This is a genomic window from Parasphingorhabdus sp. (genome assembly GCF_036568145.1).
In the GTDB taxonomy this organism is placed as follows: domain Bacteria; phylum Pseudomonadota; class Alphaproteobacteria; order Sphingomonadales; family Sphingomonadaceae; genus Parasphingorhabdus.
This window is the reverse complement of the sequence record NZ_DATCTC010000006.1, coordinates 43,716-58,274: the sequence shown is the minus strand read 5'-3', so window position 1 is coordinate 58,274 and position 14,559 is coordinate 43,716. Positions and strand designations below refer to the sequence as shown.

Genomic DNA, 14,559 nt, shown 5'->3' with positions numbered 1-14,559 from the left:
CGTCAAAAGAGCGGAAATGAAAATTTTGACCAGTTTGAAAACCCATATTGTTGCTTTTGCTGTGGTGGTTGGTCTAGCTGCGACTGGGGTTGTTTATGCTCAACTTGAAGGCGGCGACCGCGGTGTTGCGCCGCTTGCGAGTACCGGCGACTTTGAAGTTTTCGGGGTTGAGGTTGATACAACCGGCAAAAACGCAAATGAAGCGCGAAAAAAGGGATGGGAAGAGGCACAGCGCAAAGCTTGGAAAATGCTCTATGCCCGCACTCAAGGCGGTGAAACCAGCGGATTGCCTGATAGCACGTTGAACAATATTGTTTCTGCTATCGTTATCGAACAAGAACAGATCGGCCCAACCCGCTATATCGCTACATTGGGGGTGATGTTCGACCGTGCCCGCACGGGTCAAATTCTGGGCGTTAGCGGGCGGCGATTGCGTTCACCACCATTGCTTGTCCTGCCTGTAATGTGGAGCGGTGGATCGCCGCAGGTATTTGAAAACAGGACCGAGTGGCAAAAAGCCTGGGCGCGTTTTCGCTCCGGCAACAGTGCGATTGATTATGTCCGTCCCTATGGTTCGGGGAGCGAATCGCTGATATTGACAGCAGGGCAAGCACAACGCAGCGACCGGCGGTGGTGGCGCACGGTATTGGACCAGTTTAGTGCCGCCGATGTCATTATTCCCATCGTCCGTATGGAACGTGAATATCCTGGTGGTCCTGTGACCGCGCATTTTAGTGCGCGCTATGGACCCGATAATAAATATATCGGCAGCTTTTCCCTGAAAACCAAGTCTCCAGATGGTATTCCAGCAATGCTGGATCAGGCGATTGTACGGTTGGATACTATTTACACCAATGCGTTATCGCGCGGTGTCCTGAAAGCTGATGAATCCCTTATCATCGAAGATCCGATTGATCTGGAGGCACTGGAGAAGGAAATCGAAGCAGAATTGGCTGCTGAGGGCTACGGCGCGGATGGCGGAGCGGTCAGTGCCGGAACTTCCGGAAATGGTGATACAGCTAATATATCAGTTCCAACCGGTGCGGTCATAAATGTTTCGGTTCAGTTTGACACCCCGGATGTCGGCGCGGTGAGCAGAGGTGAGGCAGCGGTCCGGTCTGTCCCGGGCGTATCCTCAGTCTCTACAAGTAGTTTGGCATTGGGCGGGGTATCGGTCATGCAGGTAACCTATAGCGGTGATCTGGCTAATCTGGCAGCGGCGCTGCGTTCAAGGGGCTGGCAGGTTCAGCAAGGGGCAGGTGTGCTTCGAATCAGTCGGGGTGGAGGAGCAAACTCCTCTACCTCCGGACCAAATCCCGGAAGCGGTGAGTAGGGTCAGTGAGCCAGATCGCTCTTCCCTTGGATACAGCTATAACCGCGCAGGATGATCACTATATTGTAACGCTGTCCAACGCAGGGGCCCATGATCAACTGCAAAACTGGCAAGACTGGCCCAATCTGACCGCGATATTGATCGGGGACCATGCTGCGGGAAAATCGGTCATGGCACAGCAATTTGAGCGTGACAGCGGCGGCTATGTTGTCGATGATGCTGCGGTAATGCAGGACGATGACCTTTTCCATTTATGGAATCGCGCTAGACAGGAACAAAAGCCGTTACTGCTTGTTTCATCGAAGCCGGTACCTGCTTGGGGAGTGGATCTGCCGGATCTGAAATCCCGTTTGGCGGCGTCTCTATTGATCGAAATTGGCCCGCCGGATGAAGCGATGATAGCTGGATTATTCCAGAAATATTTCGGGTCACGCGGCCTGTCTATTTCCGAAGATGCGTTATCCTATCTCGGCAAACGGATGGAGCGATCTTATCGGGATGTTCAGCTTTTGTCACAATCTATGGATAAACTTGCTATAGAGAGAAAACGGCCCATCACGCGCGCTATTGCCAAGGAGGCGCTGGAACGGCATCAGATGTCGGGCGACGAACCTGAAACTGTGTCACAGGCGGCTCAAAATGATGAGAAATTGAATGGATAGTCTTGTCCCCCAAGCACCGGATATCGTTGAGAACGCTAATGACAATGCGAATTCGACTTATGGTGAAGAAGACAGTTCGAGCCGATATTTTAATCGGGAACTGAGCTGGCTTGCCTTTAACACACGCGTGATGGAAGAGGCGCAGAATAGTTCTCATCCCTTGTTAGAGCGGCTTCGTTTCCTGTCCATTTCGGGAAGTAACCTTGACGAATTTTTCATGGTCCGTTTCGCCGGGCTGGTCGGGCAGTTCCGCCAGAATATCGAGGAACGTTCAGCCGATGGCCTGACTCCCAAACAGCAGTTGCAGGCAATTGTCGAGAGTAGCGAAAAGCTGATGTCCAGCCAGCAAACGGTTTGGGACAATCTGTCCGAACTGTTGGCGGAAGAGAATATCCATGTTTTGTCTGCGTCCGAGCTGGATGAGGCTGGCGACATATGGCTCAGGCAACATTTTCTCGATCAGATATTCCCGGTTCTTACTCCGCAGGCTCTGGATCCGGCACATCCTTTCCCGTTCATTCCGAACAAGGGGCTTAGCCTGATTTTTGATCTGGTCCGGCAATCGGACGGTCAGGTGATACGCGAACTGGTCATGATCCCGTCCGGTCTACCGCGTTTCATCCGGATGCCCGGCGAAACCGCGATCTATATTTCGGTAGAATCTGTCATCCGGTGCTATTCTGACCTGATTTTCCCCGGCTATGATATAATTTGTGGCGGCTTGTTCCGGATCATCCGGGACAGCGATATTGAGGTGGAAGAGGAGGCAGAAGACCTGGTCCGCTTTTTCCGAAGTGCTATCAAACGCCGCCGCCGGGGTGATGTTATCCGTTTGGAAATGGGCCCCGACCTGTCGGACAGTGTCGTTTCGTTGCTGCGGGAAAAGCTCCTGTCGGAAGGTGCTACGGAAAACCGGGTCAAGGGACTGGTTGGTATTAGTGATCTGGAATTGCTGGTTGAGGAAGATCGTCCCGACCTGAAATTTACGCCCTATAGCCCACGTTTCCCAGAGCGGATCCGGGAACATGGAGGGGATTGTTTCGCTGCGATCCGCGGCAAGGATATTCTTGTCCATCACCCCTATGAATCATTTGAAGTAGTGATCGAGTTCCTGCGCCAAGCGGCAGCTGACCCCGATGTTGTCGCTATTAAACAGACCCTTTACCGCGCGGGAAAGCAATCTGCCGTCATTCGTGCGCTGATTGATGCGGCAGAGGCTGGCAAGTCTGTAACCGCCGTTGTGGAATTAAAGGCCCGTTTTGACGAGGAACAAAACCTGCTCTGGGCCAGTGCACTCGAACGTGCCGGGGTGCAGGTGGTATATGGTTTTATCGAGTGGAAAACCCACGCCAAAATATCAATGGTGGTTCGAAAGGAGCAAGAGGGTTATCGTACCTATTGCCACTTTGGAACGGGCAATTATCACCCGGTGACAGCCAAAATATACACTGACCTCAGCTTCTTTACCGCCGATCCAAAGGCGGCACGTGATGCGGCGCAATTGTTCAATTATATCACCGGTTATGTTGACCCGGAAAAACTGGAAATGATTTCCATGTCGCCGCGCTATATGCGGCAGGATTTGATGAACCTGATTGACCGGGAAATTGCCAACGAGCGCGCCGGGAAACCCGCGATGATATGGGCCAAGATGAACTCTCTTGTTGACCCTGCGCTGATCGAGAAACTCTATTCAGCTAGTAATGCAGGGGTAGAGATTGATCTGGTTATTCGGGGAATATGCTGTTTGCGGCCGGGTGTCCCGGGCATGTCAGAACATATCCGCGTGAAGTCGGTTGTTGGCCGTTTTCTGGAACATAGCCGGATATGGGCCTTTGGAAATGGCAAGGAACTTCCAAATAATGATGCTGCGGTTTATATAAGCTCGGCTGACTGGATGCCGCGCAACCTTGACCGTCGGGTGGAATATATGCTCCCGATTACCAATGCGACTGTGCATGACCAGGTACTGGATCAGGTCATGGTCGCCAATCTGATCGACGATGAGCAAAGCTGGGAACTTAATAGCGATGGCACTTATACAAGAGTTACGCCATCGGACGAGCCATTTAACCTGCATCGTTATTTCATGACTAATCCATCACTGTCCGGTCGGGGCAAGGCGCTGGACAAAAACAATGCTGTTCCGCGGTTATCGCTGCGCCGCCGCAAGAATAAGGCCTGACTGCGAAGCGCATGCAGGTTGGGGGATTGCAAATAACCAGAGAGAGAAAAAATCTGCACGCAAGCCGCAGAACGGCGATTGTGGATATCGGGTCAAACTCTATCAGGCTGGTCGTCTATCAGGGTGCGGCCCGCGTGCCCGCGATTCTGTTCAATGAAAAAGTCATGGCCGGGCTGGGTAAAGAACTTACAACTAGCGGGGCTATTGCAGAAGATTCAATGGCGCTGGCGATACAGGCTTTGCAGCGTTTCCGTCGCCTATGTATCGAGATGGAAGTAGATTCGATAAAATGTTTCGCAACCGCAGCAGTTCGGGATGCGACTAATGCCAAGGATCTGTTGCAGGCCGCTACAAAAATCGGCTTTGATACTCAGGTGCTTAACGGTGAAGAAGAAGCGGAATTAGCGGGGCTGGGGGTACTCTCTGCGATACCGGAGGCTAACGGGATTGTCGGGGATCTTGGCGGTGGCAGTCTCGAACTGGCGTTGATCAAGGACCGGAAGGTGCTGGATCGTTATAGCTTCCCGCTTGGTGTCTTGCGTGTCGCTGATTTGCGACGCAAAGATAAAGACAAGCTCAAACGCCAGATCAGCAAAATGCTGAAAAAAACGGGATGGGATAAAACAGCGCAAGGCTTGCCATTCTATCTGGTTGGTGGTTCCTGGCGCTCGCTGGCGCGGCTGGATATGTTTGACAGCGGCTATCCGTTGCCGGTGATCCATCATTATGAAATGCAGCCGCAACGCGCGCGAAGACTGGTTAGTCAATTGGCGCGAATGGACAAAGCTAAGTTAAAAGCTGTTCCGGGCCTTTCGTCATCACGCATACCCACCCTTAATGATGCTGCATGGCTTTTGTCATATATCATACGCTATCTGAATAGCAGCACCATGATCGTATCGGCTTATGGTGTGCGCGAAGGATTGCTTTTCAAGAATGTCAGCAAAGCGGATAGCAAGCGCGATCCGTTGTTGCTGGCGACCGAAATATCAGGCGCGGCACAAGCTCGCTTCCCTGCGAACAGCAAATTGCTTGATAAATGGATCGCCCCGATCTTTTCTGACGACACCCCTGAACAAGAGCGTATCCGGCAGGCCGCGTGCAATCTCGGAGATGTCGCTTGGCGTGCGAATCCAAACTTTCGTGCCGAGCGCGGGCTTGTCATGGGTCTGCATGGTAACTGGGTTGGTATCACAGGGGCTGAACGGGAATTATTGGGGCAGGCGCTGTATACCAGCTTTGGGGGAGGGAATAATATTTTCCCAGGTGGCGGGGTTCTGGCCAGCGAAAAGGCAACGCAGCGCGCGATCTGTTGGGGGTTGGCAATGCGGCTGGGCCAGCGGATCAGCGGTGGAACGCGTAATCCGCTGGAGCAGACACGCCTTAACAAAACCGGTGGCCGGCTGGAAATTATCATGGCTACCGATTTGCGCGACCTTTACGGAGATGCAGTCGCAAAGCGGCATGTGCAGCTTGCCAATATGCTGGATTTGGTAGCCGTACTGGTTACCGAATAAGGCTTTGGATTATCCGCAATGGACGCGGGTGATCACCATCTTGTCATCATATTCGATATTCAGACGATCCTCACGATAATCCATCGTTACAGCGGTGTTAGGCGGAATCCAGCGGAGGTTTCTTGCACCGGACCGTTCAATCGCTGTAGCCCCAATTTCCGCAGTTGCCTTTTGTCCCACAAATGTTTCTAGACCATCTGCCTTGCATTTATGTTCAGCTGCCATGCCATTATCCGTGGGCGGCGTTCCCGTTCCCATCGTCGAACAGGCCATCAACGCAGGGCAAGTGATTGCTGTCAGTAAGAATCGAACCTTCATTGTACGGTCTCCTTTTATGATTCCGGGCTATGGGTCATTTGCAGCTTACCATCTTTTACGGTGAAGCTCATCCGTCCTTCTATCAGATCAAGCGCATCGCGGCCGAACTCTTCGTATCTCCATCCTTCAAGCAGTTCGAGGCCTTCTCTTACACCGGCGACAATCTGTTCCAGTTCACCGGAACGGGCCAGAAGCTTGGCCGCAACATTCATTTCCGTGGACCGTATTTTCAGAAGCAGTTTCAGCAGATCGACTACAAGCGCATTATCCTTGCTGAATTTAGTGCGGCGACCGCTGTTGCGTTCTGGCAATTCACTTTTTGCCAGCGGGCGTGCCTTAGCCAGTGCGTTCATCAACCGCTCGCCAATGTCATTGTTTTTCCATCCCGGTGACAGTCCGCGTACTTGCGCTAATTTGAACTGATCCTTGGGTGGATGCGCGGCGATATCGGCCAGCGTTTCATCGCGCATGATCCGGCCGCGGGGCATATCCTTGGACTGTGCCTCTTTTTCGCGCCATGCTGCCAATGCTTTCAGGCGGCCCAATGCTTCGGGATTGCGGCCCTGGAATTTTACGCGATGCCATGCGTCTTCAGGTTCATTGACATAATTATCCGGATCGGCAAGCTTCTCCATCTCCGCATTTATCCACATGCCGCGGCCCGTTTCGATCAGCTTTTCCAGCATGGTCGGGAATATGGCCGACAGATGCGTGACATCGCCAATGGCATATTCAATCTGCCTGTCATTCAAGGGACGCCGCGCCCAATCAGTGAAGCGGGCACCCTTGTCGAGGGTGACACCTAGCCAGCTATCGACCAGATTGGCATAGCCGATTTGCTCGCTTGGCCCCAAAGCCATTGCTGCAATCTGCGTGTCAAAAATCGGATGGGGTGTTTTGCCGGTCATATTGTGGATAATTTCCACGTCCTGCCCCCCGGCATGAAAAACTTTCAGGACATTTTCATTTTCGACAAACAGGTCGAGCAATGGTTGCAAATTAACATCCGGGGCAAGCGGATCAATCGCTGCGGCCTCCTTGCCATCGGAAATCTGGATCAGGCACAGAATTGGCCAATAAGTGTTCTCGCGCATGAATTCCGTATCTACAGCGACAAAGTCGGCTGTCGAAAAACGTTCGCATATATCGGCAATATCCTGATTATCAGTCAGCAAGGGATGAATCTTCATGCGCGTTCTATACAAGCTGCATCCAGTGTCGCAAACATTTCCGATAGACAAATTCTATTTCTGGCGGTGATTAAGGGTGGGAAAGTATGTAATAAGAAAGCCCGGATTCAATGCTTCGTCCTTGACAAAACTGCTTTCGGACTGTGTTACGCCATCATAAGCTTCTCGATAAGAAGCATTCCAGATATCAAAGGTTCATCATGCACGCATATCGTACCCATAACTGTTCACAGCTTCGCACCGGGAATGTTGGTGAAGAAGTCCGCTTGTCCGGCTGGATTCATAATATCCGCGATCATGGAAACCTCATGTTTGTTGACTTGCGTGACCATTTTGGCCTGACCCAGATTGTCAGCGAGGAAGGCAGCGAAGCGTTCAAGGTACTGGATGCAGCGCGCAAAGAATCGGTTATTACCGTCACCGGCAAGGTCACGGCGCGTTCTTCTGACACAGTGAATCCGAACCTGCCCACCGGCGAAATTGAGCTCGTCGCAGAAACTGTTGAAATGCAGGGGCCTGCCGAGGAACTGCCCATGCCGGTTTTCGGTGAACAGGAATATCCCGAAGATATCCGCCTGCGCTATCGTTTCCTTGATCTGAGACGTGAGAAGGTTCACGCCAATATGATGCTGCGTTCAAAGGTGATCGCCTCCTTGCGCAAGCGTATGACCGATCAGGGATTTACCGAGTTTCAGACACCGATTCTGACCGCTTCCTCGCCAGAAGGCGCGCGCGATTATCTGGTTCCGAGCCGTGTTCACCCCGGCAAATTCTATGCGCTGCCACAAGCGCCGCAGATGTTCAAACAGATGCTGATGGTGGCGGGCTTTGACCGCTATTTCCAGATTGCCCCCTGCTTCCGCGATGAAGATGCGCGTGCAGACCGGTCCCCTGGCGAATTTTATCAGCTCGACCTTGAGATGAGCTTTGTAACTCAGGAAGACGTGTTTCAGGCGCTTGAACCGGTTTTGGCCGGGGTGTTCGAGGAATTCGCCAACGGCAAAAGCGTCACGCCAGCAGGTGAGTTCCCCCGTATTCCTTACAAGGAATCGATGCTGAAATATGGTTCGGACAAGCCGGACCTTAGAAACCCGATCATCATTCAGGACGTATCGGATCATTTCAAAGGCTCTGGCTTTGGCCTGTTTGACAAGATCACCGCATCTGGCGGAACCGTGCGTGCCTTTGTTGCACCGGAAGCGGGTAAAAACAGCCGGAAATTCTTTGATGATATGAACAACTGGGCACGCGGCGAAGGCTATGCTGGTCTGGGCTATATCAACATGAAAGAGGGCGTTGCAGGCGGCCCTATTGCCAAAAACCATGGAGAAGAAGGCACGGCGAAACTGCTCGCTGACCTTGGCTGCGGACCGGATGACGGCGTTTTCTTCGCCGCTGGCAAGGAAGCTGAAGCGGCAAAACTGGCTGGTGTCGCGCGGACCCGTGTCGGTGAACAGCTTGGCCTTATCAACGAAAACGAATTTAAATTCTGCTGGGTCGTTGATTACCCGATGTATGAATATGATGAGGAACTGAAAAAACTCGATTTCTCGCACAACCCGTTCTCAATGCCGCAGGGTGAGATGGATGCGCTGGAGAATAAAGATCCGCTCGATATTCTGGCTTGGCAATATGATATTGTCTGTAACGGAATTGAGCTGTCATCTGGCGCGATCCGGAATCACCGGCCTGACATCATGTACAAGGCATTTGAAATTGCCGGCTATGACAAGGCCGCCGTGGATACCGAGTTTTCGGGCATGATAAACGCGCTGAAATATGGCGCACCGCCCCATGGTGGTTCTGCGCCGGGTGTTGACCGGATCGTGATGTTGCTTGCGGATGAGCCGAATATCCGTGAAGTTGTGCTCTTCCCGATGAACCAAAAAGCGGAAGATTTGATGATGAGCGCACCAAGCGGTGTTTCTGCCAAGCAATTGCGCGAACTTCATATCCGTGTTGTGGAGCCACCGAAAGAGGCATGAGCGAAGCGGGGCAGCCAATAGAAAAGCATTTTCAACAGGGCGATACGGACCTCTGCTATTTTGAGTGGGGTAATCCGGATGGCCCGACGATTTTGATGGTTCATGCCACGGGTTTCCATGCGCGGTGCTGGGATAAAACAATCGCCGCTCTGCCATCCGGATATCATGTTATCGCCGTTGACCAGTGCGGTCATGGGCGCAGTGGAAAGCCCGAAAGCCTTATCCATTGGGATATGGCTGCGCGGGCGATGGGGGCGCTGGTAACAGGGCTTGACCTAAAAGATGTGACCGGTGTTGGCCACAGCATGGGCGGCCATGTAATAGTGCAGGTCGCAGGAGTTATGCCGGAGCGGTTCAAGCGGCTCCTCTTGATCGATCCGACAATTATCGAGCCGGAAGGCTATCAGAACCCGCCCAATTTCGCGGAAATAGACATCAATCAAAATCCGGTGTCGCGCCGCCGTAACAATTGGCCGTCGCCGCAAACCATGTTTGAGGCGTTCAAGGATCGGCACCCCTTTAATGTTTGGCAAGCGGATGTGCTGATGGATTATTGCCAATATGGGCTTTTGCCTGCCGATGATGGTGAGGGCTTTGTTCTGGCCTGTCCGCCTTATCTCGAAGCCTCCATCTACGAAGGTTTCGGTTCGGTTGACCCGTATCCCTTTATCAAAAGCATTGACGTGCCGGTCGATATTCTACGCGCACAACGGGCAAGCGACGATGTTACTGCTGTGCGGGATTTCGCAAATAGTCCGACTTGGCCCGGATTGGTGGACAGCTTCACCAATGCGAAAGAACTTTATATCCCGGAACTTACCCACTTCATGCCGATGCAGGACCCCGAAAGGATTGCTGGATATATCGCCAACGGACTTGATAGCGGGCGATAAAATCAGCTTGAGTAAAACAGGGTTAACAGATTCGTTCTTTTAACTTTCCCATTGTATGTGTGATATTTGCTGGCACCGGTATCGGCTATTACCCAGCTGATGCGACGCACATTATTGGGGGAAAGCATGAACAAACTTATCAACCTGTCCGACTATGAAGCGGGCGAGAGTTTTGATGGCGATTATTCCGATGCGCTGAAAGAGGTGCAAAAGCGTCTGGCGCATGTGCATTTCAAGCATATTATTCACGGGAACCGGACAATGCTGGTCATCGAAGGCTGGGATGCAGCCGGGAAGGGTGGCTGTATCCGGCGCATGGTGGCTGGATGGGATCCCCGCTATTTTGAGGTTATTCCGGTTGGCACGCCAACCAAGGCAGAACTGGACCGGCATTTCCTCTGGCGGTTTTGGAAACATCTGCCGGGCAGCCGTGAGATCGCTGTATTTGACCGTAGCTGGTATGGCCGTGTTCTGGTCGAGCGAGTGGAAGGCTTTTGCAGCGATGCCGAGTGGAAGCGTGGATATGATGAGATTAACGAATTTGAGGCGCAGCAAATTGATGGAGGCACGCATTTGGTCAAACTTTTCTTCCACGTCACGCAGGAAGAGCAGGACCGCCGTTTTGCAGACAGATTGAACACACCGCATAAACGCTGGAAACTCAACAAGAACGATTTTCGCAACCGCTCCAAACGATCAGAATATCTTGAAGCCATGGACGATATGTTCAAGCAAACAGACACACGTTGGGCGCCGTGGAAGGTAATCGATGGCAATAATAAAAAGGCTGCGCGTATTGCAGCCATGACCCATGTTGCGGAAAAGTTGGAAGCCGCATTGCCAAAGAATTTGCCGGAAGCGGATCCCGAACTGGTCAAACTGGCCGAGGCGGCTTTTGGCTATGAGGCGGACTAGATACGCTATACCAAGTCCGCCAGCAAAGCATTACCCCTTATAATTTTTTCCGATATAGCGGGTCAGTGTCGCGTTGCTCTGGAATCGTGGTCCGCGCGGGTTGAGCGTGTCATAAACGACGACATTTTCCAGCACGCGTTTCACATAATTACGGGTCTCGGTAAACGGAATATCCTCGATCCATTTCAACCAGTCTATACCGCCCAGACGAGGATCGCCATTGGTTCTCAACCACTTGTTCACATTGCCGGGGCCAGCATTATAGGCGGCAATGGCCAAGGGATAGCTGCCACCATAATTGCTGAGCATACGTTGGAAATAGCTGCTGCCCAGCCGGACATTATACAGGGGGTCACCCGTCAGTGCGAACTGGTTATAGGAAAGTCCGATTTTACCCGATTGCTCCCGCGCTGTGCCGGGCATCAGTTGCATCAATCCGCGCGCACCAGCATGGCTTATGGCGGCTTGGGCAAATTGGCTTTCCTGACGTGTGATGGCGTGAATGATAGTCCAGTTGCTTTCTTGACCCGCCGGGACCGGCATGGTCGGGAAAGATGTTTCATCAATCGGTCCGATATCGGTGCTTAGCGCACTGATACCTTTAATCACGCCGAGGTCGCGGGCACCAACGCGCTGTGCCAGATCGCTTAGCAACATATAGTCTTTAGGGCTCTGGGCATTATTGGCAAGAGCGCGGTGAAACCGGATTTGTTCGCTCCAAGGGCCTGTCTTTATCGAGGCTTTTGCGGCTATTACCAGCGGTTTCTGGTCATAGGAGCGCCGGTCCTGATCGGTAATCTCGATGGCAGGTTTGCGGTTAAATGTCGGTAAAGATCGTCCCAGTCGTTCCAGGGCCAGTTGACCATAGAAATAGCCGGGGAAAGCTGCTGCGTTCTCGAAATAGGCTTTAGCTTGCGCAGGCTGCCCCGCTTCGGCGGCGGCGCGGCCTGCCCAGTAATAGCCTTTTGAGCGAATATTGGGGCTGTTATAGGACCGTGCATAGCGGTCAAACATCGCTATTGCTTTGGCGGGTTGGCGCTCATTCCACAGGGCGACGTTACCGGCGAGCCATACAAGATCTGAATATTTATCGCGGATCGAGCTGTTTTCTTCGGCAATATCGGTTGGTTTGGAATAGGCATCATCCACTTTTGATGCGATGTCATAAGCCAGTGACCATTGCTTGTCATTGGCGGCGGCCCGGGCATTGATAAGGTTCGATTCATACCATGTCGCAATATGGGATGGACTGCTTGGCCGCACGCTCAGCACAGGGCGATTGGCCATCAGGCGGCGGGAGTTGTAGCTTTGTCCCTTGTTCCGCAGATAGCGTGAGCGATCAGCAATAAAGCCGGCATCGCCCCGGACAAGCGAGGCAACAGCATTTGCCTTTGCATCGGCATCAGGAGCTTCTGTCAACTGGGCCAGCCGCGCTTCAAAAATGGCCCTGCGTCCGGGGGACGTAAAGCCCAACTGTCCGGCAGCCGCCGGAACCGCGCGTGCCCAGAGCAAGGAATCCATCCGTGCGTCATGGTCCTCCATAGTCAGGACAGAACTGAACTGGCGCAGTAGCATCGCCTCCAGCTCGTCCGGTAAAACTCCGCCCCGCCACGCCTGTCTGGCCATGTCATTGGCTTTCAGGCTTTGTCCTCTGGATCGCAGTGCAAGAGCATAGTGGGCCGCACCCGTATTGGTGAGCGGCTCAAACCGGTCAAAAAAGGTGATGACCCGGTCCGGAGAAAAACTGGTGGTTTTAATCGCCTTTTCAGCGGTGCGCCGCATTCGCGTGTCTTCTGGCCAGTCGGGATAAGTGAACAGGAATCCGGCATAATCTTCAAATGAATAATTGTCGGACTGTGTCAAAACACGCCAGCGTTGCAGGCCCAATATGGCATTGCCGCCGGTCGGATCGGACAAAACCGTTCCGCCGCTCTGCTCGGCAGCGATGCACGTTGCGGGCGTTAAAAGCAGACTTGCGAGAATAATTCTTGATACCATACTGGACATTTTGGGGGTAGTCTCCTTATCAGGCGCTGAACGAAGAACTATATCACCATTAAGCTTGTATAAGCATTGGCGAATTTCAAGCCAAATTTAAAGGAGTATTTCCATGTTTTCCGGCTCAATTCCGGCTCTGGTAACACCTTTTCGCGACGGATCGTTTGCGGAAAAAGAGTTTAGGGCACTGGTAGACTGGCAGATTGAACAAGGCAGTAGTGCGCTGGTCCCGTGTGGAACCACCGGTGAATCATCGACTTTGTCCAATGCCGAGCACCACCGCGTGATCGAAGTCTGTATTGAACAGGCGGCAGGGCGTGTGCCCGTTATCGCAGGGTGCGGTTCCAACGATACCACCAATGCTTTGCTGCACCTGAGCTTTTCCAGCAAAAGCGGAGCGGCAGCCGGTCTGGTCGTGGCGCCATATTATAATCGCCCCAATCAGGAAGGCATTTACGCGCATTTTGAAGCCCTGACCAAAGGCACTGACTTGCCGCTTGTGCTGTATAATGTGCCGGCACGAACAGTAACGGATATCAAGCCTGAAACGGTCGCAGCCTTGTCTCAACTGCCCACTGTGGTTGCGATCAAGGATGCCAGCGGTGAAATTGACCGGGTGACCGAGCATCGGCTCACCTGCGCAGATGGTTTTTGTTTGCTCTCTGGTGTCGATGAGCTTTCGCTTGCTTTCAACGCATCGGGTGGTTCAGGCTGCATTTCTGTGACAGCCAATGTGGCGCCAAAGCTGTGCAGCGAGTTTCAGGCGGCTTGTGCGGCCGGTGATTATGACAAGGCGCGTGAGCTGAACGACAGACTCTATCCGCTTCACAAGGCGATGTTCACCGATGCTTCGCCAGGACCGGTGAAATATGCGCTGTCTCGCGTCATTGATGGCTTCCCGACCGATTTGCGTTTGCCTATGACCCCTCCATCGGAAGCGTCGCGCAAAGCCGTGGATGAAGCACTTGAAAATGCGGGGCTGGTTTGATTTGACGGTTTCTTTCGCAGACTTTAACCGCCATTATGCTTCGTCGCAGGGGTGCATGTTGATTAGATACGGGATATAATGGTCAGGCCGCGTCCTCTGGAATTCGATAAACAAAAGATCGTCGCCGAAAACCGGCGCGCGCGCTATGACTATCATCTTGATGAGAAGTTTGAGGCGGGCATCATGCTGACCGGAACAGAGGTCAAATCTCTGCGCTTCGGGTCCGGCACGATTGCGGAGAGTTATGCCGAGGTGAAGGATGACGAGATTTGGCTGATCAACGCCAATATCCCTGAATGGAGCCACGGCAACCGTTATAATCATGAGCCTAAGCGCCCTAGGAAACTGCTGCTCAACCGGCGGCAGATCAACAAGATCCATGGCGCAGTGATGCGCAAAGGCATGACAGTCGTGCCGCTGTCCATCTATTTTAATAGCAAGGGACGTGCGAAGATCGAGCTAGCCCTGGCCAAGGGCAAGAAGGCCCCGGATAAACGGGCGGCTGAAAAAGATCGCGATTGGAAACGCCAGCAAGGGCGATTGTTGCGCGAGCATGGTTGAGCCGAGTCCCAAGG

General features: G+C 52.8%; 12 protein-coding genes. 9 read left to right on the top strand and 3 right to left on the bottom strand.

The genetic code is table 11. The features are described 5' to 3' along the window. The first annotated feature begins 16 nt into the window (after window positions 1-16). The 4 genes from VIN76_RS01380 (at window position 17) to VIN76_RS01365 (ending at window position 5,697) form a co-directional block, all read left to right on the top strand. A complete protein-coding gene (locus VIN76_RS01380; RefSeq protein WP_332040023.1) occupies window positions 17-1,333 on the top strand; it encodes a heavy-metal-associated domain-containing protein in 1,317 nt (438 codons plus the stop codon). 5 nt (window positions 1,334-1,338) lie between these two features. Next, window positions 1,339-1,995, top strand: a complete 657-nt coding sequence (locus VIN76_RS01375; protein ID WP_332040022.1) for a DnaA ATPase domain-containing protein — start codon at window positions 1,339-1,341, stop codon at window positions 1,993-1,995. Continuing rightward, complete coding sequence (locus VIN76_RS01370; RefSeq protein ID WP_332040021.1) at window positions 1,988-4,180, top strand: RNA degradosome polyphosphate kinase; 2,193 nt, start codon at window positions 1,988-1,990, stop codon at window positions 4,178-4,180. Before VIN76_RS01375 ends, VIN76_RS01370 begins: the two co-directional genes overlap by 8 nt. An 80-nt stretch (window positions 4,181-4,260) precedes the next feature. Further along, window positions 4,261-5,697 carry a Ppx/GppA family phosphatase gene (locus tag VIN76_RS01365; protein ID WP_332040020.1) on the top strand — a complete coding sequence of 479 codons (1,437 nt, stop codon included), beginning with the start codon at window positions 4,261-4,263 and terminating at the stop codon, window positions 5,695-5,697. A 9-nt stretch (window positions 5,698-5,706) separates the two neighbouring features. Here the strand turns inward: VIN76_RS01365 and VIN76_RS01360 are convergent, their stop codons facing one another. Beyond that, complete coding sequence (locus VIN76_RS01360; RefSeq protein WP_332040019.1) at window positions 5,707-6,015, bottom strand: I78 family peptidase inhibitor; 309 nt, start codon at window positions 6,013-6,015, stop codon at window positions 5,707-5,709. A 14-nt stretch (window positions 6,016-6,029) separates the two neighbouring features. After that, entirely contained in the window at window positions 6,030-7,205 is a 1,176-nt protein-coding gene (gene rnd / locus VIN76_RS01355) for a ribonuclease D (protein WP_332040018.1), read from the bottom strand. 200 nt (window positions 7,206-7,405) lie between these two features. Here rnd and aspS point away from each other — a divergent pair, with 200 nt between their 5' ends. The 3 genes from aspS (at window position 7,406) to VIN76_RS01340 (ending at window position 10,998) form a co-directional block, all read left to right on the top strand. Next, the gene (gene aspS / locus VIN76_RS01350) at window positions 7,406-9,190 is read left to right on the top strand and encodes an aspartate--tRNA ligase (RefSeq protein WP_332040017.1); all 1,785 of its coding nucleotides are present in this window, start codon (window positions 7,406-7,408) and stop codon (window positions 9,188-9,190) included. After that, window positions 9,187-10,083, top strand: a complete 897-nt coding sequence (locus VIN76_RS01345; RefSeq protein ID WP_332040016.1) for an alpha/beta hydrolase — start codon at window positions 9,187-9,189, stop codon at window positions 10,081-10,083. The genes aspS and VIN76_RS01345 overlap by 4 nt, the downstream gene beginning before the upstream one ends. A 126-nt stretch (window positions 10,084-10,209) precedes the next feature. Beyond that, window positions 10,210-10,998, top strand: a complete 789-nt coding sequence (locus VIN76_RS01340; RefSeq protein WP_332040015.1) for a polyphosphate kinase — start codon at window positions 10,210-10,212, stop codon at window positions 10,996-10,998. Window positions 10,999-11,028: 30 nt separating this feature from the next. Here the strand turns inward: VIN76_RS01340 and VIN76_RS01335 are convergent, their stop codons facing one another. Next, entirely contained in the window at window positions 11,029-13,005 is a 1,977-nt protein-coding gene (locus VIN76_RS01335) for a transglycosylase SLT domain-containing protein (RefSeq protein WP_332040014.1), read from the bottom strand. Between the two features lie 103 nt (window positions 13,006-13,108). On the opposite strand from VIN76_RS01335, the gene dapA reads away from it, so the two are divergent. Beyond that, window positions 13,109-13,984 (top strand): 4-hydroxy-tetrahydrodipicolinate synthase, encoded by an 876-nt coding sequence (gene dapA, locus VIN76_RS01330; RefSeq protein WP_332040013.1) that lies wholly within the window; start codon window positions 13,109-13,111, stop codon window positions 13,982-13,984. Between the two features lie 78 nt (window positions 13,985-14,062). Next, window positions 14,063-14,545: an SsrA-binding protein SmpB gene (smpB, locus tag VIN76_RS01325; RefSeq protein ID WP_332040012.1), complete on the top strand. Its 483-nt coding sequence runs from the start codon at window positions 14,063-14,065 to the stop codon at window positions 14,543-14,545. Window positions 14,546-14,559: the final 14 nt, after the last annotated feature.